We start from the raw sequence: 24,881 nt of genomic DNA, 5'->3' as shown, positions 1-24,881 counted from the left end.
TTTATTGCATTATAAATTTAATACCCAAGGATACAATATTGGCATTCAAACCATCATTTCTGGCATAGTGATTGTATCTGAAGTCTATGTTTTTCAATCCAAATTTCCAAATTTTGGAACCTAACAAAATATCTAAATAGCTTACGCCAAAGCCGTATTGACTGGCATTAAATGCTGATAAATCGTAGTCTGAAGTATAATATTTTTCAGTAGAAATATGTTTTTCAAAAGGGGCAAAATAGTCGGATGCTGTTTGCACGTAATATCTGTACATAGGGTAAACTGTAAATTTCTCCCCTAATTTAATTGGTAATTCAAGAGAAGCGGTATGAGCCTGAATACCCCAATTATCTTCGTAATATCTATAATACGTCTTGGCAACTATAAATTCGTTTATATAAAAATTGATTCTTGCACCTATCGGGACTTTAAAACGAGTATTTGGTAATCGTTCAATATCATCAGCAAGTCTATAAACTCCTTTATTTTCTGCCGTTTCGTATACAGGGATATATTGCGCTTGTCCAATATAATAATTTGATTTATCTGCAAAATAAACTCTTTGATAAGGTGTCGCCAATAATCCTTCTTGTTTTAGAACATCCATAAATACTGACATTTGAATCCTTTTTGAAAGTATTTGTGAGAAGGATAAAGAAGCCGAATATGAATTTCTATTTTTGGTATTATAAGTTGTAAAAGCAGAAGGCAAATAACCATTTGATGTATTCCCATTCTGATCCATGATAGTCACACCGAAAAAATAACCTTGATTCTGGAAATTACTGCCATATAAGGAATACTCATGTAATTCTGTTGGATAAATTGGTCTCCATTGATCTAAATAAGCATTTACTTTTAAACCAATTTCCGTATTCTTTTCATTGAATAATTTGGTTAATCCTCCTCCAAAACCAACTGACGTATAATCATATTCATTGGAAAATGAAACATCTGCGCTCCAAATGGTATTTCTATTATCAGAACTATGACTATAATTTGTAACTATTGAGGCCAATTCATCATTTCCAGAAGCACCAGATGAGGCTTGCCAAGGAGTTCCATATGGACCCGTCGATTGCCCGGAACCAGATGCACCTGTAGCATTAAATGGGTTTATATTACTTGATGATGCTGAAGTGTAAGCAGAAATTCCAACATCAAATGTCAAAACATCATCATCGTTTAATGGAACAGCCACGACAATATTAGAAGCAATATCAGTTAGTTTTTCAGAACCGATTCCACCTGCAACAGGGGAATGTAATCCATCCTGTTTATAATAACTGAATAAAAAATCAACCTCAGTATTTTCTAAAACCCTCTTCTTAAAAGTTGTTGTCGTATCTTGAGTTTGAGCCATGGCAGCTACATTTACTAATAAAACAATTAAATAAATTCTTTTTTTCATAATCCTTACTTAATTACAACCACAACCACCACCCGTTTTTCCTCCATTAGCTCCAGCGGCAGCTTCCCGATAAACTTGAAATGCCGTCTCATATCGTTCTGCCGTTTTTGCACTTAATTTCATATCCGGATCATTGATAAATTGTTTATCATATTCTTTTACCGCTACACAAGATTGCATCACAACTATCAGAATTACAAAAAGCACTATTTTATTCATCTTTATATTTTTTTAAATCTATATTTTTTGAGGAAAATATTTTTCCGCTGTCATCAACATAAATACAACCAATTCCGGGTAATTGATTCACTAAATCCAATCCAACATCAACTCCTAAGACAAATATACCTGTTGCTAAAGCATCCGCTAATTCAGTTGTTTTTGCAAAAACGGAAACGCTTATAACTCCTGATGAAGGATAACCGGTTCTGGTATCAATTATGTGCGAATACCTTTTCCCGTTGAAAGTTACAAACTTCTCATAGCTTCCGGATGTTTCTACAGCGCTGTCTTCTAATGGAAATGTAGCGAATATTTTATTTTTGTTTAAAGGATTTTTAATACCTACTTTCCATTTCTCGCCATTGGTCTGTTTTCCCCAAGTATTAATGTCTCCTGAGATGTTTACGATTCCGGCGACCACGCCTTTGGAAATTAGTAATGATTTAATTTTATCTGCTATAAATCCTTGTCCAATTCCGCCTAAACCAAGTTTCATACCTTCCAATTTTAGAAAAATAGTACTGTTCTTATGATCTAAAATTATATTTTTGAATCCCACTTTTGAAACCGAATTCTTGATTTCTTCTGGAGTTGGCATTTTAGTCATACTTCCGTCAAATTTCCAAATCTTATCCATAGAAGCATAACTGATATCAAATGCGCCTGAGGTCAATTCTGATATTTTTATCGAGCGTTCTACTAAGTCAAAAACTTCCTGTGGAACTTTAACCGGTTTTATTCCTGCATATTTATTTACCTGCGAAATTGGAGTTGTTGGGATCCAATCGGAGATTAGATTTTCAATTCGAGAAACTTCAGCAACTGACATACCAATATAATAATCAGCTTCTGGAATATCTTTTGCCACAACAGTCATCTCAAAAGGGCTTCCTAACATAGATAAAGTACTTTTTTGAGTTACCTGAGCAGAACCTAAAGTGGCTGTAAATAGAAAAGAAATAAAAATAATTAATCTCATTAATTTTTATTTTATAAATGATTTAAGCAACGCTATATATTCTGTAGGAGAAACATTTTTATAACCGGTTTTCCCCAATACTTTTCCATTTTTGTCTAAAACAACAACTAGAGGAAACATTCCATCTTTATTATATTTTTCAGCCAAATTCTGATTTAGATTTTTTATTTCCGGAGACAATTGATTTTGTTTTTTCTTTGGAAAGTCCGCGCGTTCTAATATCAAATTATTTTTCGCATATTCCATAAACTCGGCCGATTTCCAGATGTCTCTATCTAATTTAATACATGGTCCACACCAATCTGAACCAGAAAAAACAAGGAGAATATTCTTATTCTGTTTAGTTGCTTCTGTTTTTGCTGTCTCAAAATTAGTTTTCCATTCCTGCGAATAACCAATTGTTACTAAAAAAAGCAACATTACTAAGAATATATTTTTCATGATTAATTTTCGTTTTTTACTTATGAATAGACTCTAAGAGAGTTTCCGGTCAATGAAGTATTGTATTGCTTCAAATTTGTGTTTGCCGGACCTCGAGTAACTACACCGGTACTGCTAAACTGAGCACCATGATTTGGACATAGGAAATCATTTGCTGAAGCAACGTAATTTACATTAGTGCCTTCATGTGTACATGCAGCTGATACGGCAATGAAAGTTCCTGAATTAGTCCTTGCAACAACAATACCTTGCGATACTAAAAAACCTCCATTTGAAGCTAATGCTCCCGTACTCACATCAAGTATAAAATCTACGCCAGACGGAGCCGGAGCCGGCGATGGTGACGTGGAATTGTCACTAGAACAACTTGAAGCTAATCCTGCTATGCAAGCAGGCACTAATGCGGCAGCTGCCCCAAATCCTACTTTCGAAAAAAATTCTTTTCTATTCATATTAATTGTTTTTGATTAATACATTAACTCCTTTACAAATTAACTCTAAATATAAAATAAAATTGTTAAAAATAATACTTCTTAAGCCAAAATTAAGAATGGAATACAGCTTACTTTAATACATTTATTGTTTCAAATTAGTATTTTTGTAAAAAATAACTCCTAATGACGCTTTCAAAAAAGTTTTCCCCATTTTTCAATCTTATGCTTTTCTATATTATTGTAAGCATTGTTTTAAGAATAGTTCTATTGTTTCATCCCATTACTCAAAGCTCATTTAGTTTTATCGATATCATTAAAATATTTGGTTTTGGATTGATTTCTGACTTTTTCATTTTTGTATTGGTCAGCGGTTTTTTATGGTTATACCTGATTTTTATTTCCAATTCAAAATACTTTAAACCTTACGGTTACATTTTCTTCGGGCTATTGGTTGCCTTGTTGTTATATGTTTCTTTTGGTAACACCATTCTTAATGAATATGGGGGCGCATTGCCTAAAATTGGAATCGCTTTCATTGCCATAAAAACAATTTTATTTGGCTTATTGCTTTTTTTACCAAAATATCGAAGTCAAATAAGATTCTGGTTGTTTTCTTTTGTCATTTTCTTGTACGTCGTTTTAATTTTACAAAATGGAATCAGCGAGTACTTTTTTTGGAATGAATTTGGTGTAAAATACAATTTTATAGCCGTGAATTATTTGGTTTATACCAATGAGGTTATCGGAAATATTATGCAGTCCTACCCTGTTATTCCTATATTTAGTGCATTATTTATTGTTGCGGGTTTGATAACTTATATAATTGTAAGAAGATCGAGAAGTTATATTGACAGCATTCCTACTTTTGTCCAAAAAATACAACTATCCGGAATATATCTTACCCTTTTTGGACTTTCTTTATTCGTAATACCGGTTTTAGCATCTCAGGAAAATTCTCAGAATATTTTTGCCAATGAATTAGAAGCGAATGGAATATATAAATTCTTTTTAGCCTTTAAAAATAGTGAATTAGACTATTTTAAATTCTATAAAACACTACCGGAAAAAGAAGCGTATGCCTTATTGCAAGAACAAATTCCTGGAATTACTGGAGAAACTTCTCTAAGAAAAATTCAAAGTGAAGCAGCAGAAAATCATAAGAATGTTGTACTAATTACCATCGAAAGTTACAGCGCTGATTTTATGAAAGCATACGGAAATGAGCAAAATCTTACTCCGTTCCTGGATAGTTTAGCAACAAAAAGTTTATTATTTACTAACCTTTACGCCGTTGGGAATAGAACTGTTAGAGGTCTTGAAGCGGTAACCTTGTGTTTTCCTCCTACCGCTGGTGAAAGTGTGGTAAAAAGAGAAGATAATAAGAACAAATTTTCGACAGGAAACATCTTCAAACAGAAAGGATACAATGTAAAATTCCTTTACGGAGGTGATGCCTTTTTTGATAATATGGAGGATTTCTATACTGGAAATGGCTACGGAATTGTAGATAAAAAAACATTTACACCTGAGGAAATTACTTTTTCGAATGTGTGGGGTGTTTGTGACGAAGATATGTATAATAAGGCGATCAAGGTAATGAATGATGAAGCAAAGCAAAACAAGCCTTTCTTTAACCATATCATGACCGTGAGTAATCACCGACCATTCACCTATCCTAATAATAAAATAGATATTCCCGGAGATGCAAAATCTCGTGATGGTGGCGTAAAATACACTGATTTCGCGATGAAGAAATTCTTTGAAATGGCGAGTAAACAACCTTGGTTTGCCAATACTGTTTTTGTGATTCTAGCAGATCATTGTGCTTCAAGTGCAGGAAAAACAGAACTTCCCGTTGATAAATACAGAATTCCGGCTATGATTTACAGTCCGGGTTATGTTCAGCCAAAACAATACAATAATCTAATGTCTCAAATCGATGTCATGCCCACATTATTTGGCTTGTTGAATTTTAATTACCAAAGTAAATTCTATGGGCAGGACGTTTTAAAACCAGATTATAAACCAAGAGCTTTAATAGCTACTTATCAAGATTTAGGATTAATAAAAGATAATGTTTTAACTGTTATTTCCCCTAAACAACAAGTAAAACAATTTCAATTAACTTTGAAAAAAGAACAAAAAACAGCAGCTGATTTTCAAATTTATTACGACCAAATTCCTTTGGTAAAGGAAAGAACTGATTTAGTAAATCAAACTATTTCGTATTATCAAACGGCTTCGGATATATTAAAGAAAAAGAAATATCAGAAAGTAAATTAAATAAAAAAAACGGGTGAGACTAATATCTCACCCGTTTTCATTTAGAATAGTTATTATAAAAAATTATTCTTTTTCGCTTTCTAAACCAAAAAGATTTCCTTTTTTGAATGATTTTAAATCTTGTTTCAGTCCTTTTCTATTACGTTTTGTAAGTGCTGCATTATCAAGAGAACTAAAATCCGGTTTACCAGCATTTACCCAAGCAGTATACCAAAAACTGGCCGTTGCTGTAATCGCTTTTTTCATTTGTTTTTCAACCATACCGTCTAAAGCTGTATGAAGTTTTCCTGCGTATTCATCCGAATATAACACACCTCCATATTTATTCTTTAAAACCTTCCCAGCATCGTCCATCACATACATTTTATTTTCAGGAGTCGCAGTTCTCAATTTTTTGTCAATGGCTAATAATGGTTCCACTAAACTATGTGTATCTAAAATAATATCCCACGTTGCCTGATCTACATTTTCAATATATTTCCCTTGTTCTACATTGAATTTATAATCTTTTACAAATAATTCCGGCAAACGGCTTTCCCATAAAGAATGAATCCCTTTTTGATTGGTATTTTGACCATCATGATTGTCTGAAGTGTGCAATGGCATATGAGCATCGGCTATATAATGACCAAGATCAGAAGCAATAAATAAAATTTCTGTTTTTCTTTTTTCTTTGAACGCTTTAGTCAATTTGCCCATCATTTCCTGAATGTACCAAGGTAATGTTCCGTTTTTAGACAAGAATTTCTCATCGTATTTCTTCTTTGCAGCTTCCATTGTTTTAGGAAAACTGTCTTTGGCACCAAAATTCTCCATGTCAAAATAATGACGAGGACCTTCAGATTTATCACTTAAAACAGATTTTCTTAAATCTGGAACAGTTGATTCTTGAGTTATAAAATCAATATGATTATAAAAAAAAGTCTGTAATGGTTTTGGGAGCGCCATTACTGCTGCATTATTAATTCGTTCATGTCCGACGATTCCCCATGATAAAAGAAAAAAAGTAATACTTATTACAGATAACGCAATAAGTGTAGGTCTAATTTTAAAATTTTTCATTAAATTTATTTTTTTTGAAGGACAAATGTATTTCTTTAAATCGTTATTAAAAAAAATCTAGTTTATGATTCTGTTAATTTTAAAAAAAATCTATCGAAATGTTTCGTCATCAAGGAAAAAACAGAACTTTTATTCATAATTTACGTTTGGCAACTTTATTGTCATTTGTGGCTGGAATTGTAAATGTCACCGGAGTTTTATCAATCAAAACATTGACAACTAACGTTACAGGACATTTTGCCTATTTCGCTGAAGAGGTTATGAAAAAGAATTATTCAGCGGCAATTACTTTTTTTATTTTCACGATTTTCTTTCTCATCGGTTCTTTTGTCTCCAATTTTTTGGCCGAAATAATTTCGAAAAAAAATCCAAATTTATCTCATGTTATTCCCATCTCTTTAGAAATAATTGTTTTGATAAGTGTTGGGATTTACGGTGAACAATCGGAATTATCTTCGTTTGAAGGCAAATGGATTGCTTTTTCTATGCTTTTTGCCATGGGAATTCAAAATTCTTTAGTAACAAAAATATCACAATCAACGGTGAGAACTACACATTTGACTGGACTTTTTACAGATCTCGGAATCGAACTTTCCCAACTTTTTTTCTATAAAAAACCAGAAGAAACAAAAAAATTAAAGACCAGTATTTATTTGAGATTGTCGATTATCATTTTCTTCTTTCTAGGATGTTTTTCGGGCGGATTTATGTATGTTTTTTTGGAAATGAAAACACTTTTTGTCTCCGCGTTCTTTCTTTTGGTGGCACTTTTATATGATTATATCCGACTTCAGTTTCATGTTATTAAAAGAAAAACCTTCCATCACAAAACTAATTGAAATAAAGAATTGCAACGAGACTGCCAATCGCAATGAATATCCAAAGTGAAACACCTTGTAATAAAGGTTTTATTCCAACGGATTTTAATGCATTCAAATTCAATCCTGCACCAATTAAAAACAAAGTTACCGTAAGACCAATTTTAGCAATAGAAACTAAATGCGGCGCTATTATGGCCGTTTGAGGTACATAAGTATTCATGATCATCGCCAAAATAAACAATCCTATAAAATATGGGATTTTGACTTTACTGGATTTATTTTTAAATACTAAAGAAGTAATCAAAGCAACTGGAATTATCCATAAAGCTCTGGCTAATTTTACTGTTGTTGCGATTTGTAAAGCTTCCGGGCCAAATTTACTGGCGGCTCCTACAACAGAACTAGTGTCGTGAATAGCGATGGCACACCATAATCCAAATTCTTTTTGTGATAAATCCAACCAATGCCCTACCGCTGGAAATAGAAATAGTGCAATGGAATTCAGAATGAAAATAACTCCCAAAGCGACTGATGTTTGCTTTTCATCCGATTGAATTACCGGTGCAATTGCTGCAATAGCGCTTCCTCCGCAAATGGCAGTTCCACAAGAAATTAGATGCGAAGTTTTGTTTTCGATCTTAAACCATTTTCCAAGAAAAGAACCTAGGATTAAAGTACTAAAAATAGAAGCGATTGTAAATAGAAAACCTTCCTTTCCTGCCGCCAAAGCGCTATTTATGTTCATACCAAAACCTAACCCAACTACAGAAATTTGCAGTAATATATTCGTCGCTTTATGGTTGAGATGTATAAAAGGATGCCCCGAAAGATTAGCTAAAACTAACCCTAATAGTAAAGCTATTGGTGGAGAAATAAATGAAGTCATACAAACCAATAATAAAACAACAAAAATAATTTGTTGCAATGTCGGATTGATTTTTAATAAATTAATGTTGGTATATTGATTCGTTTCCAAAGTAAAACTGTTGAATTATTACCTTACAAAGGTGCATAGATAATTCAATAGTTACCAATTGTATAATTTAATGACTTATAACTTTAAGTTATAGTAACTGGCAATGTTTTTAATAAATAACTCCGAAAGCGAATCTGTTTTTCCTTGCAATGTAATAATATAAAAAAAACGTTCTATCATTAAGTTCTTGACATCAATAATAGTCAATTCATTGTTTTTTAGCTCCTTATTTATCGCGTGAATCGAAATAAAAGCCACACAATCTGAATTCAATAGATACGATTTTATACTTTCGGTACTTCCTAACTGCATTTCAATAGTTAGTTGACAAAGCTTAATTTCAAAAGGTTTCAACGCGTATTCAATAACTTCCAGTGTTCCTGATCCTTGTTCGCGCATTAGAAATCGCATGCTTTTAAGATCTTCTTTCGTTATTTCTTGTTTGTTAACCAAGGGATTTTTACTGTTGCAAACCAATACTAATTCATCTTTTAAAAACTTGGTATATTTAATAGACTGATTTTTAGATTGCCCTTCTACAATTCCTATTTCAATTTCTTTGTTCAATAAGGCGCTTTCAATTTGCTCTGTATTACCATTAAGCAAATTCACCTTGATATCCTGCAATTTTTGATGGAAACGCGCTAAAAGTGGTGGAATTATATATTGAGAAATCGTAGTGCTGGCTCCCAATCGCAACGTTCCCTGCTGTTTATTTATGAGCGCACTCAAATCAAAATCTATTTCCCGATAAATTTCAAATATATTTTTAGTGTGTTTTAATAACAGCTCACCTGCTTTTGTAAGTGAAATTTTGGAACCATTTCTATCAAAAAGCTTGATTTTATATTGTTCTTCTAATTCTTGAATGTGCTTGGAAATAGCAGGTTGTGTGATAAATAACTCTGCTGCTGCTTTTGTAAAACTCAATCTGCTGGCAACGGTAAAGAATACTTTTAGTCTAAAATCCATGTTGTTTAATTGTATTTTATTACAGTAATCCGTTGTATTTTCGAACAAACCATTCTGTCGCCAGAAGAATGGAAATCAAAACCAATAACCAAACCCAATCAATCAAAGGCATTTTGGTCATATTGTTTTTTTGAATTGATTTGTATTCCTCATTTTCTAAAAGCGATTTTATCAAAACATCGGCCTGATCCGGATAATACTCTTTTCCCTGAGTTTCCAATGCTAATTGAGATAATTTTTCTACGTCGGGATTTACAAATTGTTTTTCAATATCAAAATCCAAAATTTCAAAATGACTCGAATAAGTGGTTTTTGAATTTAATTCTTTTACAGAAAAATTATAACTTCCCGCAGAAAAACCATCAAGATTGACGGTATAAGAATTATTTCCCTTTAATAAATCGTAGTTTTTAGTTTGCTTGGTTTTAGTATTGGTAACGGCAATTGTCAATCGTGCTTTCTCGTCAAATTCATAATTTTTATTAAAATACTGCGCAGAAATCTCAATTGCTTCTCCTGAATTATAAAAACTTTCATGTTCAACAACTAATGATTTCTTGGAGTTATTGGAAGCCAAAAACTGAATAATCTTATCTATAAAAATATCGAATTTTGCAAAAGACTGATTATCGATGTGGCTTTGTAAACGCCATTTCCAGCTATTTTCACCTAAAAGAAAAGCGGACCGTTTTCCTGGATTCTCCGTAAAAGCGAGTAATGGGGAATTCGTATCTATGTTTCTGATTTTTGACGAAAGTAAAACCGATACATTGCCATTGGCAGTCACATTTCCAAAAGGATTTTGCAAAGGAGGAAAATTTTCAAAACCAATATTATCAATCGCAAACAGATTAAACTGAGAACTAAATACAGACAAATAATCTTCTTTTTGTCCACTCATTTTAAAAGTCAAACTGCTTTGATTTTGATTCAAAAAATTGAAATCTGTGTTGTTTCCTGTAATAATAAAAGTGTTAATACCGGCTAACTTAGCGGTATCAAAAACCGATTTGAATTCGCCATTTGGCTGGTACAAAATCAAAACATTATAATCCTGTAATGATTTGATATCATTTGGCTTAACAATGGTAATTTTACGTTGTGCATTAGTTTCAATTGCGCGTTTCAAAGCAGCAATGTCAGGATGATTTATTGCTGAAATTATGGCCACATTTGTTTTCTGATCAATAACTTCAACGGCAAAATTCTTAGTATTATTGAACACATTTTTTTCTTTTTCTCTGGATGTAATACTAGCTTTAAAAACTTGCAAACCTACTCTATTGGCTGGCAAGAGCAAATTTAGTATTGCCGTCTTTTTCGAAGGAGAAAATGAAATACTTTGTTTGCTTACTACTGAATTTCCTTGTGTAACACTAAAATTTGCAGATATATTTTTGGTTCCTGAATACTGTAAAAAGACTTCAACAGGGAATTTATTTTTGTAGAAAGCGTATTTATTAACGTTCAGTTGATTGATTTTTAAGTCAAATAATTTTGTTGTGTCGCCTAATATTACTGGATAAACTTTATTAGCGGCATCAAAACTATACACATAATCATTGCCCGAAGTCTGATTTCCATCCGTAATAATAACCGTAGGAAAAATTACATTTCTATTTATGCTCTTCAAATTCTTGGCAATTACTTCAAGATTGGTTTGGGTTCCTTTGAAATTAAACGTGGAGGCTGGCTCAAAATCAGTGTCAAATTGGTAAGATTGTACATCAAACTTATCTTGGATTGCAGTATTTGAACTAATTTTTTTATACAATTCCAATGCTTTTTCTTTGGCATTCAAAAAAGAAACAGAACTGGAATTATCAACCACAATTGCTAAAGGTGTTTTTACAATTTCTAAAGTATTTTTGGTAATTATTGGATTTATAAGCAATAATAAAATCAAAAATATAGACCCAAAGCGCAAAAAAGCCAAAAACAAATTGACTTGCGATTTGTTTTTGGCTTTATATAAATATTGGTAAAATGACAAACCACCTGCTACGACTAATGAAAGTATAATCAATAAAATAGTAGTTGTTGTCATTCTTTTTTATTTAAAAATTCAAAGATTAAATGATTTAAAGATTATGAAATTTTAAGAGTAACTCTTCAGGCCAATTTTTAAATCTTTTAATCTTTAAATTATATTAAGTAAGCATTCCTCCACAAACGTTCATAACCTGACCGGTTACATAAGCACTCATATCAGAAGCAAAGAAAAGACAAGCATTAGCAACATCTTCGGTAGTTCCACCACGTTTCAACGGAATTCCATCTCTCCAACCTTTTACAACATCTTCGTTTAACTTAGCTGTCATTTCTGTTTCAATAAATCCTGGTGCAATAGCGTTGCATCGAATATTACGAGACCCTAATTCTAATGCTACTGATTTTGTAAATCCAATAACACCCGCTTTTGAAGCCGCATAATTAGTCTGACCTGCATTGCCCTTCACTCCTACTACAGAACTCATGTTAATGATAGATCCAGAACGTTGTTTTAAGAAAGTTCTTTGAATCGCTTTGGTCATATTAAAAACGGATTTCAAATTCACATCAATTACTTGGTCAAAATCGGCTTCAGACATACGCATTAACAAATTGTCTTTAGTAATTCCAGCGTTATTTATCAAAACATCAACAGTTCCAAATTCAGCAATTACTGCATCTACAAAAGTTTGTGCTTCGGTAAAATCAGCAGCATTTGATTGATATCCTTTGGCTTTAATCCCTAAAGCGTTCAATTCATTCTCAAGAGCCAAAGCTGACTCAACAGATGAACTGTATGTAAAAGCAACATTCGCCCCATTTTTCGCAAAAACTTCTGCAATTCCTTTACCAATTCCACGACTTGCGCCAGTAATTATAACAACCTTTCCTTCTAGTAATTTCATGTTCTAAAATTAATTTAATATTTATTTGAAGCTATTCCTGCTATCCGTTTCAATCTTTTTCTCTTGTTCTCCTCCTCGCTTTTCAAGCGAAATCGAACTAACAAGAAAAAGGATTTCCACTTCTATCAGGGCTAATTTTCACTCGTCAAATATAGCAATAATTGTGGGTTGAAAAAAAATTACAGCTTCAATTAAACCTTTTATAAAAAAAAATGTCCTAAAATTAAGTAAAACTGTTTAACATGATTAAAGCTTCAAAATATTTAGAAGCAATGGCAATAAAATCGTTAGATTTGAAAATGATTTTAATTATTTAAAAAAAGCAGAAAAATCACCTATCCTTACAGAAAGGCCATATAGAATCAACGAACTCATTTTTTAACTAAAATAATTAATATGAAGAAGATCACTTCCCTATTACTTTTTGCAACGTTCTTAATAGTTACATCTTGCAGTAAAAATGAAAGTTCAGATTCAAGTGCTGCCGAAATTACAGATTCATATCCCAATGTGATTGCAGCTTTCTCCGGTAAAATTGATTTAAATAATTTGAATAATTATGCAAACCAGAATATTCCAACTTACATCACTAAAGATAATACTGCGGGAAATCCCATAACTGACAAAGGAGCTACCTTAGGACGGGTTTTATTTTACGATAAAAATTTATCTGCAAATAATACGATTTCGTGTTCTTCCTGCCACATTCAAGCCAATGCTTTTGGTGATGTGGCTATTGCCAGTGATGGAATAAACGGAACGACCACCAGACATTCAATGAGATTGGTAAACTCTAGATTTTCAAGAGAAAACAAGTTTTTCTGGGACGAAAGAGCAGCCACATTAGAATTGCAAACTACACAACCTATTCAAAATCATATTGAAATGGGTTTTAGTGGAACCTTAGGAGATGCAAACTTGACAGTATTAATTGCAAAATTGCAGAAGATCGGCTATTACAAAGAATTGTTTAAATATACGTATGGCTCTGAAATTATTACTGAAAGCAAGATACAGCAAGCTTTGGCACAATTTATTAGAAGCATCCAATCCTTTGATTCTAAATATGATGCTGGAAGAGCATTGGTTGCAAGCGACGGCCAACCCTTCACTAACTTTTCGGCACAAGAAAATCAAGGTAAAAATTTGTTTTTAGCTCCTCCGATTTTTGACGCAACCGGAAATAGAACTTCTGGAGGGGTAGGATGCGCGGTTTGCCATGCCGCTCCTGAATTTGATATTGATCCCAATACAAAAAACAATGGTATTATAGGTGTTTTAAACGCACCGGGAATTGACATCACAAACACAAGAGCTCCATCATTGAGAGATTTGGTCAAACCAAACGGAAGTTCAAATGGTTCCTTTATGCATACCGGAAATTTAGCAACGATACAAAATGTTATTGGCCATTATGGAAGTATAAATTTAGCTCCAGGAAATACAAATTTAGATGCTAGATTAGCACCAAATGGGTTTGGGCAAAAATTAAATCTTACTGCTCCTGAAGTTAACGCTCTTGCAGCTTTCATTCAAACATTATCAGGAACTAATGTATATGTAGATACAAAATGGTCGACACCTTTTAAATAAGAAAAGCTCCAAATAGGAGCTTTTAAATTATTTTAAAAAACGGATTGTATTAAAAAGCTACATTCCATTTTGGTAATCTGTCATTTTCATCAAGGAAGTTTTGTAAAACTTGTCCTTCTACGAATGTTGGGATTACTTTAGTTTTATCATTGAATGTTTCATACCAAACTACTTCAATTGTACTAATATCTTCGATTTTCATTTGTGCTGGCCAAGAATATTTTCTTCCAGTTTTTGCAAATTGGTGTCCTTCAACAATTTTGTCCTTAAGACCACCATTTTTAATTTTCAAAGTTCCGTCATTCTGAACCGTTCCAGTAGAACCAACCATAATTAATTCTTTCTCATCTCCAACTGAATAAACTAAAAATACTCCAGATCCTTCTGAAGCATTACAAACTTCTTCTAAACTATCGTCTGTAGTAAATGAAAACTGATTGGTAACTTTGAATTTTTTTAACTCTTTGTACATATTATTATATTTTTATTTGAATTGGCTTTAACAAAAAAAATACCTCACAAAATCATGAGGCTCACTGAAAACCATTCGTTTATGTTTGCTCTTATTATTATTAACTGGGTAAACCAAAGAATTTTAATAAAGTGCAAAGATATTTCTTTAATTCAATTTATAATAAAAAAGCCCCACAAAATGTGAGGCTTTTAAAATATTTAATTTGAGGTTATATTAACCTAAAACTTCTTTTACCTTTTTACCAATTTCAGCTGGAGAATCCACAACGTGTATTCCACATTCTCTCATGATTTGTTTTTTAGCTTCAGCAGTATCGTCAGATCCACCAACGATCGCACCTGCATGTCCCATTGTACGTCCTGGAGGAGCTGTAACTCCTGCAATAAATCCTACAACAGGTTTACGGTTACCATCAGCTTTTATCCAATGAGCAGCATCTGCTTCTAATTGTCCTCCAATTTCACCTATCATTACGATACATTCTGTTTCTGGGTCATTCATCAATAGTTCAACCGCTTCTTTTGTAGTTGTTCCAATGATTGGGTCTCCACCAATACCAATTGCAGTCGTGATTCCTAATCCTTGTTTTACCACTTGGTCAGCAGCTTCGTAAGTTAATGTACCTGATTTAGAAACAATACCTACAGTCCCTTTTTTGAAAACAAAGCCTGGCATAATTCCCACTTTAGCTTCACCTGGAGTAATTATTCCTGGGCAGTTAGGTCCTATTAATCGAGCATTTCTTTCTTTAACATAGCTATTCGCCTTAATCATATCAGCAACAGGAATTCCCTCAGTGATAGCGATAATTACTTTAATACCTGCATCAGCAGCTTCCATAATTGCATCAGCAGCAAAAGCTGGCGGAACAAAAATGATAGTTGTATCTGCTCCTGCTTGTTCAACAGCGTCTTTAACAGTATTGAAAACTGGTCTGTCTAAGTGAGTTGTTCCACCTTTTCCTGGAGTTACACCACCAACAACATTAGTACCGTATTCAATCATTTGAGAAGCGTGGAAAGTTCCTTCGCTTCCAGTAAATCCTTGAACAATTATTTTGGAATCTTTATTAACTAAAACACTCATGATATATATTTTATGTAGTTTTTAAAATTGTGAAGCAAAAGTAAGGCTTTCGAATTATTTCCGAGCCTTTTTTTGTCAAAATAAATTATGATATTTGGCTCATTTGATACCCTCTGAACAATTTATTGTCTTTTATTTGCCAAATCGCTATAAAATGGGCTAATAACATTTCTTCTCTTGGGTTTTCAATTGTTTTCACAAAATGTGAATACCGAACTGAAATCGTGTCATTTTCCGCAATTATTTGGCTTATTCTTACTTTCGATCGAACATAGGCTTTGCTTAAATCATGAGATAAATTCAATAAGGAATCGTAATTCAGTTGCAAAAATCCTTTACTGCTATTCCAATCTAAAAGAACTTCGGGATGCAAAAATTCTTTCATGACATCGCTATCAATCAGTGCATCTGATTTATAAAATTTTTGAATAATTTCTTTAGCAGACATATTATTTTAATTTATTTAGGATTTCTGGAATCTTCTTGATATTAGCCAGTTGTTTCAATTTTTCTCTTGATTCTTCTATTGGAGTGCCAAAATAAGACTTACCTCCTTCTACAGATTTCGTCACTCCAGTTTGACCCAGAATAACTGCCTTTGCTCCAATTGTTATTCCACTTGTAGTTCCAACTTGTCCCCAAATCGTTACATCATCTTCAATTATTACACAGCCGGCAATTCCAGTTTGTGAAGCAATCAAACAGTTTTTTCCAATTACGGTATCATGACCTACATGCACCTGATTGTCAATTTTGGTACCTTCTCCAATTGTGGTATCACCTGTAACTCCTTTATCAATAGTACAAAGAGCACCAATCCCAACATTGTCTTTTATTACAACACGTCCTCCGGAAAGTAATTGATCATAACCTTCAACACGCTTTTTATAGTAAAAAGCATCTGCTCCAAGAACTGTACCTGCGTGTATCAATACATTGTCACCAATAACCGTATGGTCATAAATGGAAACATTAGAATGTATTAAGCAATTTTTTCCAATAATTACATAATTTCCAATAAACGCATTAGGCTGTATAATAGTGCCTTGCCCTATCGAAGCTGAAGCAGCTATTGATACATTAGAAAACTGAAAAGGCTTGAAATGATTGGTTAATTTATTGAAATCTCTAAAAGGATCATCCGAAATTAAAAGTGCTTTTCCTTCAGGACAATCCACTTTTTTATTAATCAAAACTATAGTAGCAGCTGAATTTAATGCTTTGTCGTAATATTTAGGATGATCTACAAAAACGATATCACCAGATTCAACAACATGGATTTCGTTCATTCCAGATACTGTAAAATTAGCATCACCAACATATTCACAGTTGATGATATTGGCAATTTCTTCTAAAGAATGGACTTTTTGGAATTTCATAAATTTAATTAGAAAATGTGAAAATTAGTTAATTAGAAAATATGGAAATTATCTAATTTTCACATTTTCTAATTATCTAAATAATTTACTCTTTTACTCGTTCCATGTAAGAACCAGTTGCAGTATCAATTTTAATTTTATCACCTTCATTTATGAATAAAGGAACATTTACTGTTGCACCAGTTTCAACTGTAGCTGATTTTGTAGCATTAGTAGCAGTATTTCCTTTAATTCCTGGCTCAGCGTACGTCACTTCAAGAATAACAGATGCCGGCATATCTACTGAAAGAGGTAAATCAGTTTCTGTATTGATACTTACCATTACATTTTCTCCTTCTTTCAATAAATCTGGTGAATCTAAAATATTTTTATTTAAAGTAATTTGTTCGAAAGTCTCTGTATTCATAAAATGGAATTCATCACCTTCTGGATATAAAAACTGAAATTTATGGTTTTCTACTCTAACTTCTTCAATTTTATGCCCTGCAGAAAATGTGTTATCCAAAACTTTCCCATTAGTCAAACTTCTTAGTTTTGTTCTTACAAAAGCAGGTCCTTTCCCAGGTTTTACGTGAAGAAATTCTATAATTTTGTATATATCGTTGTTGTATTTAATACACAATCCGTTTTTAATATCTGATGTAGATGCCATTATGTTGTTTATTTTTTATTAATATTTTTATTTTGTGCTAACTGAAATTGGTCTTAGTAATTTCCAGAATATCCTTTCATAACTCCTCTTGATGAATTTCTGATAAAATCAATAATCTCATCTCTTTCCGGTGTTGCTTCCATCTCGGCTTCAATAATACCTAAAGCTTGCGTGGTATTGTAATTTTTTTGATAAAGAATTCGGTATATGTCTTGAATTTCTCTAATCTTTTCAGTTGTAAATCCTCGTCTTCTTAATCCAACAGAATTGATTCCAACGTAAGATAAAGGTTCTTTTGCCGCTTTTGTATAAGGAGGAACATCTTTTCTAACTAATGACCCGCCTGATATCATAGCATGATCCCCAATCTGAATAAACTGATGCACTGCCGCCAAACCACCAATCACTGCAAATTTACCCACAGTAACATGACCTGCAAGGGCAACCCCGTTTACAATAATTGCATTATCACCAATATGGCAATCGTGCGCAATATGAGCAGTAGCCATTACTAAACAATTATTACCGAGTGTTGTTTGTCCTGATGCGATCGTACCTCTATTAATAGTTACACATTCTCTAATCGTACAATTGTCTCCAATTATTGCTAAAGAATCTTCTCCACCAAACTTCAAATCTTGTGGAACAGCTGAAATAACTGCACCTGGAAAAATATTACAATTTTTTCCTATTCTTGCCCCTTCCATAATGGTAACATTTGATCCAATCCATGTTCCATCACCAATAATAACATTATTATGAATGGTCGTGAATGGCTCAATGACTACATTTTTGGCGATTTTAGCGCCTGGATGAACATATGCTAGTGGTTGATTCATATTCTTTATTTAATCGTTTAACTGTTTTATCGATTAATCAAATAAACGATTAATCAAATCAACAAAAAAATTACTGTTTTTTTGCAATTTGCGCCATTAATTCCGCTTCAGCAACCAGTTTACCATTTGCGTAAGCATTAGCTTGCATATGACAAATTCCTCTTCTAATAGGCGTTATTAAATCACATTTAAAAATCAAAGTATCTCCTGGCAATACTTTTTGTTTGAATTTGACATTGTCTATTTTCATAAAATAAGTCAAATAGTTTTCTGGATCAGGAACCGTGCTCAAAACAAGAATTCCTCCTGTTTGTGCCATTGCCTCCACAATTAAAACACCCGGCATAACCGGAGCCTCCGGGAAATGTCCAACAAAGAAATTTTCATTCATTGTCACATTTTTCATACCTACAACATGACTTTCAGACATTTCAATGATTCTGTCAATCAATAAAAATGGTGGTCTATGCGGTAGAACAGCCATAATTTTATGAATATCCATCAATGGTTCTTGGTGTAAATCATAAACAGGTACATAATTTCTCTGTTCTATTTTTATGATTTTTGCCATTTTTTTTGCAAATTGTGTATTTACAAAATGTCCTGGTTTATTGGCAATAACTTTACCTTGAATTTTAGTTCCTATTAAAGCTAAATCCCCAACAACATCAAGAAGTTTATGTCTTGCTGCTTCATTAGGGTAATGCAAAGTAAGATTGTCTAATATTCCGTTAGGTTTAACTGTCAATTCCTCTTTACCAAAAGCAACTTTTAAACTTTCCATTGTAGCTGCAGATATTTCTTTATCTACATATACAATTGCATTATTCAAATCGCCTCCTTTTATTAATCCGTTTTCCAAAAGAGATTCTAGTTCATGCAAAAAACTAAAAGTTCTTGAATCCGATATTTCTGTTTTAAATTCAGAAATACTTTTCATATTTGCATTTTGAGTTCCTAAAATTTTAGTTCCAAAATCGACCATCGCAGTCACACAATAGTGATCACTTGGCATGATTAATATTTCGCTTCCCGTAGCTTCGTCAGTAAAAGAAATCACTTCTTTCACGACATATACATTACGTTTTGCATTTTGTTCTTCAATACCCGCTTTTTCAAGTGCTTCTACAAAATATTTAGCAGAACCATCCATTATAGGCAGTTCCGAAGCATTTAGTTCAATGATAACATTGTCTAAATCGCATCCTGTAAGAGCTGCTAAAACGTGCTCTGGAGTTTGTATTTTTACGCCAAGTTTCTCTAAATTAGTACCTCTTTGTGTGTTTACAACATAATTTGCATCTGCTTCAACAATTGGACTTCCTTCCAGATCTACCCTAACAAAAGTAAAACCATTGTTTATTGGAGCAGGTTTGAAAGTCATTTTCACTTCTTTTCCTGTATGTAATCCAACTCCAGTAAGCGAAATTTCCGTTTTGATGGTCTTCTGTTTAACCATTTTTTCCATTTTTTTGGTTTAAAATTTGTTTTCTTAATTCTTTTATTTCTGCTATAATTTTTGGAAAATTCTTGAAATGAACATACGATTTGCTAAAATCAGTGTATCCAAATGCTGGACTTCCCTGTAAAATCTCATTATCTTTTATATTCTTTGCGACTCCAGATTGTGCCTGAATTCTAACATTGTTTCCAATGGTCAAATGACCTGCAATTCCTACCTGACCGCCTATCATTCCATTTTTTCCGATTTTTGTAGAACCCGCTACTCCTGTTTGAGCAGCAATAACTGTATTCTCACCAATCTCAACATTATGGGCAATCTGAATTTGATTGTCAAGCTTCACTCCTTTTCTAATAATTGTCGAACCCATTGTCGCCCTATCGATCGTTGTACAAGATCCAATATCAACATTATCTTCTATAATTACATTCCCTATTTGAGGAATTTTACTATAAGTTCCATCTGGATTTGGTGCAAAACCAAAGCCGTCAGCCCCTATAATAGCTCCGGAATGTATCGTGCAATTATTCCCTATAATAGTTTCTGAATAAATTTTTGCACCAGCAAAAATAGTCACATTATCTCCTACTACAACATTATCTCCAAGAAAACAATTAGGGTAAATTTTCACCTTTTCTCCTAATATTACATTCTCGCCTATATAACTAAAACTGCCTAAGTATAAGTTCTCTCCATACTTTGCAGTTTCTGAAATAACGGATGGTTGTTCAATCCCATTTTTATTTCCTTTCGCCTTGTCATAAAATTCTAATAATTTAGAAAAAGACATATAAGGATCTTCCACTTTTATTAGAGTGGTTTTTATTTCTATTTCAGGTACAAAGGTTTTGTTTACAATCGTAATTGTAGCTTCCGTTGTATAAATAAAGTTATTGTATTTTGGGTTCGATAAAAAAGTTAATGAACCCTCTTTTCCTTCTTCAATCTTAGACAATTGATTCACTTCAGCTATGGGATTCCCAACAACCTCACCTTCCAAAATATCCGCTATTTGTTGTGCTGTAAATTTCATCTTATCTGATTATGTTTTTTATAGGTATAAGATGGAACTCCCTATATAAAGTTCTTTTAAAATTAAATAAAAAGGCATTGGCTCGTTTCATTGCGACAAAAATATAAAAAAATAGATTTTAAATGTTCATTTCTACGAGTTGTTTTGGGAAACAGATATAATATTTAGTTACCAATTTAGATAATGATTTTAAATTCAGCTGATCAGAAGATTCAATAACATCCTCTACTGTTCTGTCTTTTTTCAAAATTCGTATCGGTTCGGCTTCCTTGCTATAGGCTTGATTTTTTATTTTACCTTTAAAAATAAAATAATTAGTTTCCAGCAAGGTAATATTATTTTCAGCCGCAAAACGTTCTTTCAACGGTTGCATTTCTTCTAATGAAACTTTTTCACTCGTTAATTTTATCTTCAATAAATCCCTGTTTACAATCATTTTACTGAGAGAAGACAATATAAAATCATCCTGTCTTTGCCATGCTTTTAAAGCACTAATAATATCAAAATCATCTAATTGCGAAAATAAATCTAAAGTAGTGGTATCAAAATTTTCCATTGTGATTTTGTTTTGCATAAAAAACAATAAAGGTTCACTACATGGCAACTGCACTCCCTTAAGGGTCAGTTCTTTGGCACGCTTTAAGACTTTCATCAAAATTAACTCTGCCACTAAACTTGTTTTGTGCAAATACGCCTGCCAATACATTAATCTTCTGGACATCAGGAATTTCTCTACCGAATAGATACCCTTTTCTTCAATCACCAAGAAATCATCCACAACGTTCATCATTTGAATGAGTCGCTCTGAATTAACATTTCCTTCCGCCACGCCCGAATAAAAACTATCGCGTTTTAAATAATCCATTCGATCCATGTCCAATTGACTGGAAATCAACTGCAACATGAATTTCCTGTCGTATTCCCCTTTGAAAATCTGTATTGCGAGATTCAGCTGACCATTAAATTCCACATTTAGCTGGTTCATAAATAAGAGTGAAATTTCTTCATGATGCACGTCTTCTACAATACTTCTTTCCATAGCATGCGAAAAAGGACCATGACCTATGTCGTGCAATAAAATAGCAATATATAGGGCGTTTTCTTCCTCCGGAGATATTGAGACTCCTTTAAAACGTAATACTTCAACGGCTTTTTGCATCAGGTGCATACAACCCAAAGCATGATGAAAACGAGTATGATTTGCCCCAGGATATACTAAGTAGGATAATCCCATTTGAGAAATACGTCGCAACCTTTGAAAATAAGGATGCTGAACTAAGTCGTAAATTAAGGCATTAGGAATGGTAATAAACCCGTAAATGGGATCATTGAATATTTTTAGCTTATTGATTTGACTCACTATAACTTTATTTTGGTGAACAAATATAGGCAAATTAGATTGTATTACAGTTAAGCGATATCGGCGGTATGTTTTTTATCAAATCGGATTGATTTTATAATGTTGAGGAATCTTTTGAATTCAAGATTAAAGCAGTGTAAAAATTTAAAAATAAGACAGTGAAATCATTTTTTAAAATTTATCTACAACCTGAAAAGGTTTCAAAGTCGTTACTTTCATGGTTTTCATTCTTACAAACCGCTCGTCCATATTATTAGTCAAAAGCCACTCGTGATGCGTTTGTGCAATCATTTTCTCTTCAGCTACGTTTATTCCTTTCCAATCAAAATCAACCGAAACACTAAAAGTATTGTCTTTATTATCCGTCACTTTAAAGTTTTTATAGGAATGTGTGCTTGTCAAAATCCTTTCAGTTATTGATTTTAACCATTCTTCGAATTTTGGGAGGGCGGTTATCTTTTCATTTGAACTTAATTGCAAAGAAAAATCAGGAGCTAATAATTCTTTGAATTTTTCAGCATCCGGTTTTTCCATTAAATACAACCAATAATGCATGAATGACTTGGTTCTATTTTCGGGATATGCGGATTCAAACTTAAATTCTTCTATTACTCCTGTTGCTTTCAAATCTAATTTGGTAAAAACAGGCAAGTCATTTTCTCGTTGTTTTAACTGGGTCGAATAATGCAAAGTATAATTGTATTTGCTGTCATCAGGACGAATATTTTGATACAAAATATCAGCTTCCAACGAAAGGTTTCCGTTTGGTAATTCTTTTACTGTGGTATTTTGAACATGATGTGCATTTTTCCAACCTGTAAAAACTGTCAAGCGTTCCTCTAAACCTTCTTTGCCTTTTGTAGTGCCGCTCTGTGAACTAAGCTCTACATCTTCACTCAAAATATCTTTTTGGTTGTTAATACGCTCTGCGGTAAAAGGCACTTCATAAACTTGATACCAGCGGTAATATTGTGCCAGTACTAAATGCGATTGCTGTTGTGTTTTAAAAATATTTTCCATTTTATTTTTACTTTGAGAATAGTTGAAATTAGTACAAAATTATTTAAAAAAAAGCGGGAATATCATCCCCGCTTTTCATTTCTTACAACACCTTCTTTTGTTCGTCTTTTATATCGACTTCGGTGACTTTACCGTATTTTTCAGCAATTTTTTTGATTTCTTCTGATTTACCCACCATGATAAATTGGAATTTGTCCTTAGGGAAATATTTGGCAATGATTTGGTTTGCTTTTGCTAAGTCAAGCCCATCCACATTTTTCTCAAAATTGTCGATAAAAGATTTGTCAAAATTATACCAGAACATTTGTGTCATCAGGCCGGATAGTTGCCCCGCCGTCTCATAACGAGGAGGAAATTGTCCTTTGACATAATTTTTGGCAGAGGCTAATGATTTTTCATTTAGACCAGTTGCATGCAGTTTAGTCATAACTTCCAAAGCTTTATCAATTGCAGCTTCGGTCGTTTTATTGGCAGTAAAAGTGCTGATGACAAAAGAACCTCCATTTTTAAGAGTATTAAATCTACTTGAAGCTCCATAGGTTAAACCTGAATTTACACGCAGTTCATCATTCAACATAGAAGTAAATCGTCCGCCAAAAAGAGTATTTACAACTTCAATGGCTACAAAATCTGGGTTGTTTCTGCTAATTCCAGGAGCTCCTATATAAAAAGTTGTTTCCTTAGCATCATTTTTATTAACCAATAACACTCTATTTTCAGTAGGAATGCTAATCGCTTTTGTTGCAGGATTCTCTTTTTCTTTTGTAGATTTTTCCCAAGTTGAAAATAAAGAGGTTATCTCTGTTTTCATGTCTTTAGTATTAAAATCTCCAACTATGCTAATCGCAGAATTATCTGGCTTGTAATTGGTTTTGTAGAAATTTTTTAAATCATCAACAGTCAATTTACTAACCGTAGAATTTATTCCGCTAATTACATTTCCGTAAGGATGATTACCATACAAAAATGCATCAAAATAAGAACCTATCACTGATCGTGGGCTTTCTTTTTGCTGTTCAAGCATTACTAATAAACGGCTTTTCTCTTTGTTAAACTCCGTTGGATCAAATACAGGATTGAGTAATAAGTCTTTAATTATTGCAAGTACTTTTACTTTGTCCTTTGCTGCAAAATTAGAAGAAAGACCAGCATATTCTTTAGTTGCGTACGTATTTACATCCGCTCCAATGAAATCAAGTTCTTCATCCAGTTTTGTCTTTGTAAAATTTTTAGTGCCATGTTTCAAAGCCGTAGCGGTTAATGATGCAAGTCCCGCTTTGTCATTATCATAAATGGCTCCTGCAGGAAGTATCGCTGAAGCGCTGATTACCGGAACATCATGCTGTTCCATCAGATAAACAGTAAGTCCGTTAGATAATTTAAAAGTAGTATAATCGGGTAATTTATAACTTTGTGCCGATAGGCTTATGTGTGTCAATACCAGTAAACAGATAGTTAGTATTGTTTTTTTGATTGGTTCCATA

General features: G+C 32.9%; 24 protein-coding genes. 3 read left to right on the top strand and 21 right to left on the bottom strand.

Annotation, left to right across the window (positions count from 1 at the left end):
• Position 1 precedes the first annotated feature (1 nt).
• Genes BUC23_RS08995 through BUC23_RS08975 form a run of 5 tightly spaced genes read right to left on the bottom strand, consistent with a single transcriptional unit; the run spans position 2 to position 3,505 of the window.
• Positions 2 to 1,411, bottom strand: a complete 1,410-nt coding sequence (locus tag BUC23_RS08995; RefSeq protein ID WP_073208658.1) for a DUF3570 domain-containing protein — start codon at positions 1,409 to 1,411, stop codon at positions 2 to 4.
• Positions 1,412 to 1,420: 9 nt separating this feature from the next.
• On the bottom strand, positions 1,421 to 1,630 hold the full coding sequence (locus tag BUC23_RS08990) for a DUF4266 domain-containing protein (RefSeq protein ID WP_073208657.1): 210 nt from the start codon (positions 1,628 to 1,630) through the stop codon (positions 1,421 to 1,423).
• Positions 1,623 to 2,612: an FAD:protein FMN transferase gene (locus tag BUC23_RS08985; RefSeq protein WP_073208655.1), complete on the bottom strand. Its 990-nt coding sequence runs from the start codon at positions 2,610 to 2,612 to the stop codon at positions 1,623 to 1,625. The genes BUC23_RS08990 and BUC23_RS08985 overlap by 8 nt, the downstream gene beginning before the upstream one ends.
• A 6-nt stretch (positions 2,613 to 2,618) precedes the next feature.
• Positions 2,619 to 3,053, bottom strand: coding sequence for a thioredoxin family protein (locus BUC23_RS08980; protein ID WP_073208653.1), 435 nt, complete (start codon positions 3,051 to 3,053; stop codon positions 2,619 to 2,621).
• A gap of 20 nt (positions 3,054 to 3,073) precedes the next feature.
• Entirely contained in the window at positions 3,074 to 3,505 is a 432-nt protein-coding gene (locus tag BUC23_RS08975) for a QcrA and Rieske domain-containing protein (protein WP_073208651.1), read from the bottom strand.
• A 165-nt stretch (positions 3,506 to 3,670) separates the two neighbouring features.
• Between BUC23_RS08975 and BUC23_RS08970 the strand changes: the two genes are divergently transcribed.
• Positions 3,671 to 5,770 (top strand): LTA synthase family protein, encoded by a 2,100-nt coding sequence (locus BUC23_RS08970; RefSeq protein WP_073208649.1) that lies wholly within the window; start codon positions 3,671 to 3,673, stop codon positions 5,768 to 5,770.
• Positions 5,771 to 5,833: 63 nt separating this feature from the next.
• On the opposite strand, the gene BUC23_RS08965 is transcribed toward BUC23_RS08970, so the two are convergent.
• Complete coding sequence (locus BUC23_RS08965; RefSeq protein ID WP_073208647.1) at positions 5,834 to 6,832, bottom strand: zinc dependent phospholipase C family protein; 999 nt, start codon at positions 6,830 to 6,832, stop codon at positions 5,834 to 5,836.
• A 98-nt stretch (positions 6,833 to 6,930) separates the two neighbouring features.
• Here BUC23_RS08965 and BUC23_RS08960 point away from each other — a divergent pair, with 98 nt between their 5' ends.
• Complete coding sequence (locus BUC23_RS08960) at positions 6,931 to 7,671, top strand: YoaK family protein (protein WP_073208645.1); 741 nt, start codon at positions 6,931 to 6,933, stop codon at positions 7,669 to 7,671.
• Here BUC23_RS08960 and BUC23_RS08955 read toward each other — a convergent pair.
• From BUC23_RS08955 to fabG, 4 genes are all read right to left on the bottom strand, one after another.
• Entirely contained in the window at positions 7,664 to 8,629 is a 966-nt protein-coding gene (locus tag BUC23_RS08955; protein ID WP_073208643.1) for a YeiH family protein, read from the bottom strand. The genes BUC23_RS08960 and BUC23_RS08955 overlap by 8 nt on opposite strands.
• A gap of 75 nt (positions 8,630 to 8,704) precedes the next feature.
• Positions 8,705 to 9,601, bottom strand: coding sequence for a LysR family transcriptional regulator (locus BUC23_RS08950; RefSeq protein ID WP_073208898.1), 897 nt, complete (start codon positions 9,599 to 9,601; stop codon positions 8,705 to 8,707).
• 19 nt (positions 9,602 to 9,620) lie between these two features.
• Positions 9,621 to 11,648 (bottom strand): hypothetical protein, encoded by a 2,028-nt coding sequence (locus BUC23_RS08945; RefSeq protein ID WP_073208641.1) that lies wholly within the window; start codon positions 11,646 to 11,648, stop codon positions 9,621 to 9,623.
• A gap of 103 nt (positions 11,649 to 11,751) precedes the next feature.
• The gene (gene fabG / locus BUC23_RS08940; protein ID WP_073208638.1) at positions 11,752 to 12,498 is read right to left on the bottom strand and encodes a 3-oxoacyl-[acyl-carrier-protein] reductase; all 747 of its coding nucleotides are present in this window, start codon (positions 12,496 to 12,498) and stop codon (positions 11,752 to 11,754) included.
• A gap of 396 nt (positions 12,499 to 12,894) precedes the next feature.
• Between fabG and BUC23_RS08935 the strand changes: the two genes are divergently transcribed.
• Positions 12,895 to 14,091 (top strand): cytochrome-c peroxidase, encoded by a 1,197-nt coding sequence (locus BUC23_RS08935; protein ID WP_073208636.1) that lies wholly within the window; start codon positions 12,895 to 12,897, stop codon positions 14,089 to 14,091.
• A 49-nt stretch (positions 14,092 to 14,140) separates the two neighbouring features.
• Here the strand turns inward: BUC23_RS08935 and BUC23_RS08930 are convergent, their stop codons facing one another.
• The 11 genes from BUC23_RS08930 to BUC23_RS08880 all read right to left on the bottom strand — a co-directional run bounded on the left by BUC23_RS08930 (position 14,141) and on the right by BUC23_RS08880 (position 24,880).
• A complete protein-coding gene (locus BUC23_RS08930) occupies positions 14,141 to 14,563 on the bottom strand; it encodes a hypothetical protein (RefSeq protein WP_073208634.1) in 423 nt (140 codons plus the stop codon).
• Between the two features lie 216 nt (positions 14,564 to 14,779).
• Positions 14,780 to 15,652 carry a succinate--CoA ligase subunit alpha gene (sucD, locus tag BUC23_RS08925; RefSeq protein WP_035672307.1) on the bottom strand — a complete coding sequence of 291 codons (873 nt, stop codon included), beginning with the start codon at positions 15,650 to 15,652 and terminating at the stop codon, positions 14,780 to 14,782.
• Between the two features lie 85 nt (positions 15,653 to 15,737).
• Positions 15,738 to 16,100 carry a hypothetical protein gene (locus BUC23_RS08920; RefSeq protein WP_073208632.1) on the bottom strand — a complete coding sequence of 121 codons (363 nt, stop codon included), beginning with the start codon at positions 16,098 to 16,100 and terminating at the stop codon, positions 15,738 to 15,740.
• A 1-nt stretch (position 16,101) separates the two neighbouring features.
• Positions 16,102 to 17,031 (bottom strand): UDP-3-O-(3-hydroxymyristoyl)glucosamine N-acyltransferase, encoded by a 930-nt coding sequence (locus tag BUC23_RS08915; RefSeq protein ID WP_073208630.1) that lies wholly within the window; start codon positions 17,029 to 17,031, stop codon positions 16,102 to 16,104.
• An 85-nt stretch (positions 17,032 to 17,116) separates the two neighbouring features.
• Positions 17,117 to 17,683 (bottom strand): elongation factor P, encoded by a 567-nt coding sequence (gene efp / locus BUC23_RS08910; protein ID WP_073208628.1) that lies wholly within the window; start codon positions 17,681 to 17,683, stop codon positions 17,117 to 17,119.
• 53 nt (positions 17,684 to 17,736) lie between these two features.
• A complete protein-coding gene (lpxA, locus tag BUC23_RS08905) occupies positions 17,737 to 18,522 on the bottom strand; it encodes an acyl-ACP--UDP-N-acetylglucosamine O-acyltransferase (RefSeq protein WP_073208626.1) in 786 nt (261 codons plus the stop codon).
• Between the two features lie 70 nt (positions 18,523 to 18,592).
• Positions 18,593 to 19,981, bottom strand: coding sequence for a bifunctional UDP-3-O-[3-hydroxymyristoyl] N-acetylglucosamine deacetylase/3-hydroxyacyl-ACP dehydratase (locus BUC23_RS08900; RefSeq protein ID WP_073208896.1), 1,389 nt, complete (start codon positions 19,979 to 19,981; stop codon positions 18,593 to 18,595).
• Positions 19,974 to 21,017 (bottom strand): UDP-3-O-(3-hydroxymyristoyl)glucosamine N-acyltransferase, encoded by a 1,044-nt coding sequence (gene lpxD / locus BUC23_RS08895; protein ID WP_073208624.1) that lies wholly within the window; start codon positions 21,015 to 21,017, stop codon positions 19,974 to 19,976. Before lpxD ends, BUC23_RS08900 begins: the two co-directional genes overlap by 8 nt.
• A 118-nt stretch (positions 21,018 to 21,135) precedes the next feature.
• Positions 21,136 to 22,377, bottom strand: coding sequence for an HD domain-containing protein (locus tag BUC23_RS08890; RefSeq protein ID WP_073208622.1), 1,242 nt, complete (start codon positions 22,375 to 22,377; stop codon positions 21,136 to 21,138).
• A 171-nt stretch (positions 22,378 to 22,548) separates the two neighbouring features.
• Positions 22,549 to 23,397: a hypothetical protein gene (locus BUC23_RS08885; protein WP_073208620.1), complete on the bottom strand. Its 849-nt coding sequence runs from the start codon at positions 23,395 to 23,397 to the stop codon at positions 22,549 to 22,551.
• Positions 23,398 to 23,479: 82 nt separating this feature from the next.
• Entirely contained in the window at positions 23,480 to 24,880 is a 1,401-nt protein-coding gene (locus tag BUC23_RS08880; protein ID WP_073208893.1) for a M16 family metallopeptidase, read from the bottom strand.
• Position 24,881: the final 1 nt, after the last annotated feature.

Origin of the sequence: Flavobacterium xinjiangense (genome assembly GCF_900142885.1) — a bacterium.
Lineage (GTDB): Bacteria > Bacteroidota > Bacteroidia > Flavobacteriales > Flavobacteriaceae > Flavobacterium > Flavobacterium xinjiangense.
The sequence above is the reverse complement of the archived record's forward strand: the minus strand, read 5'-3'. Positions and strand labels throughout refer to the sequence as shown.

Bases quoted from the DNA above. Each gene is read 5' to 3' on its own strand.
- BUC23_RS08985 (WP_073208655.1), bottom strand. From the start codon at position 2,612: ATGAGATTAATTATTTTTATTTCTTTTCTATTTACAGCCACTTTAGGT.
- efp (WP_073208628.1), bottom strand. From the start codon at position 17,683: ATGGCATCTACATCAGATATTAAAAACGGATTGTGTATTAAATACAAC.
- BUC23_RS08965 (WP_073208647.1), bottom strand. From the start codon at position 6,832: ATGAAAAATTTTAAAATTAGACCTACACTTATTGCGTTATCTGTAATA.
- BUC23_RS08880 (WP_073208893.1), bottom strand. From the start codon at position 24,880: ATGGAACCAATCAAAAAAACAATACTAACTATCTGTTTACTGGTATTG.
- BUC23_RS08995 (WP_073208658.1), bottom strand. From the start codon at position 1,411: ATGAAAAAAAGAATTTATTTAATTGTTTTATTAGTAAATGTAGCTGCC.
- BUC23_RS08970 (WP_073208649.1), top strand. From the start codon at position 3,671: ATGACGCTTTCAAAAAAGTTTTCCCCATTTTTCAATCTTATGCTTTTC.
- BUC23_RS08900 (WP_073208896.1), bottom strand. From the start codon at position 19,981: ATGGTTAAACAGAAGACCATCAAAACGGAAATTTCGCTTACTGGAGTT.
- BUC23_RS08920 (WP_073208632.1), bottom strand. From the start codon at position 16,100: ATGTCTGCTAAAGAAATTATTCAAAAATTTTATAAATCAGATGCACTG.
- fabG (WP_073208638.1), bottom strand. From the start codon at position 12,498: ATGAAATTACTAGAAGGAAAGGTTGTTATAATTACTGGCGCAAGTCGT.
- BUC23_RS08960 (WP_073208645.1), top strand. From the start codon at position 6,931: ATGTTTCGTCATCAAGGAAAAAACAGAACTTTTATTCATAATTTACGT.
- lpxA (WP_073208626.1), bottom strand. From the start codon at position 18,522: ATGAATCAACCACTAGCATATGTTCATCCAGGCGCTAAAATCGCCAAA.
- sucD (WP_035672307.1), bottom strand. From the start codon at position 15,652: ATGAGTGTTTTAGTTAATAAAGATTCCAAAATAATTGTTCAAGGATTT.
- BUC23_RS08945 (WP_073208641.1), bottom strand. From the start codon at position 11,648: ATGACAACAACTACTATTTTATTGATTATACTTTCATTAGTCGTAGCA.
- BUC23_RS08885 (WP_073208620.1), bottom strand. From the start codon at position 23,397: ATGGAAAATATTTTTAAAACACAACAGCAATCGCATTTAGTACTGGCA.
- BUC23_RS08980 (WP_073208653.1), bottom strand. From the start codon at position 3,053: ATGAAAAATATATTCTTAGTAATGTTGCTTTTTTTAGTAACAATTGGT.
- BUC23_RS08950 (WP_073208898.1), bottom strand. From the start codon at position 9,601: ATGGATTTTAGACTAAAAGTATTCTTTACCGTTGCCAGCAGATTGAGT.
- BUC23_RS08935 (WP_073208636.1), top strand. From the start codon at position 12,895: ATGAAGAAGATCACTTCCCTATTACTTTTTGCAACGTTCTTAATAGTT.
- BUC23_RS08915 (WP_073208630.1), bottom strand. From the start codon at position 17,031: ATGAAATTCCAAAAAGTCCATTCTTTAGAAGAAATTGCCAATATCATC.
- BUC23_RS08975 (WP_073208651.1), bottom strand. From the start codon at position 3,505: ATGAATAGAAAAGAATTTTTTTCGAAAGTAGGATTTGGGGCAGCTGCC.
- BUC23_RS08930 (WP_073208634.1), bottom strand. From the start codon at position 14,563: ATGTACAAAGAGTTAAAAAAATTCAAAGTTACCAATCAGTTTTCATTT.
- BUC23_RS08990 (WP_073208657.1), bottom strand. From the start codon at position 1,630: ATGAATAAAATAGTGCTTTTTGTAATTCTGATAGTTGTGATGCAATCT.
- lpxD (WP_073208624.1), bottom strand. From the start codon at position 21,017: ATGAAATTTACAGCACAACAAATAGCGGATATTTTGGAAGGTGAGGTT.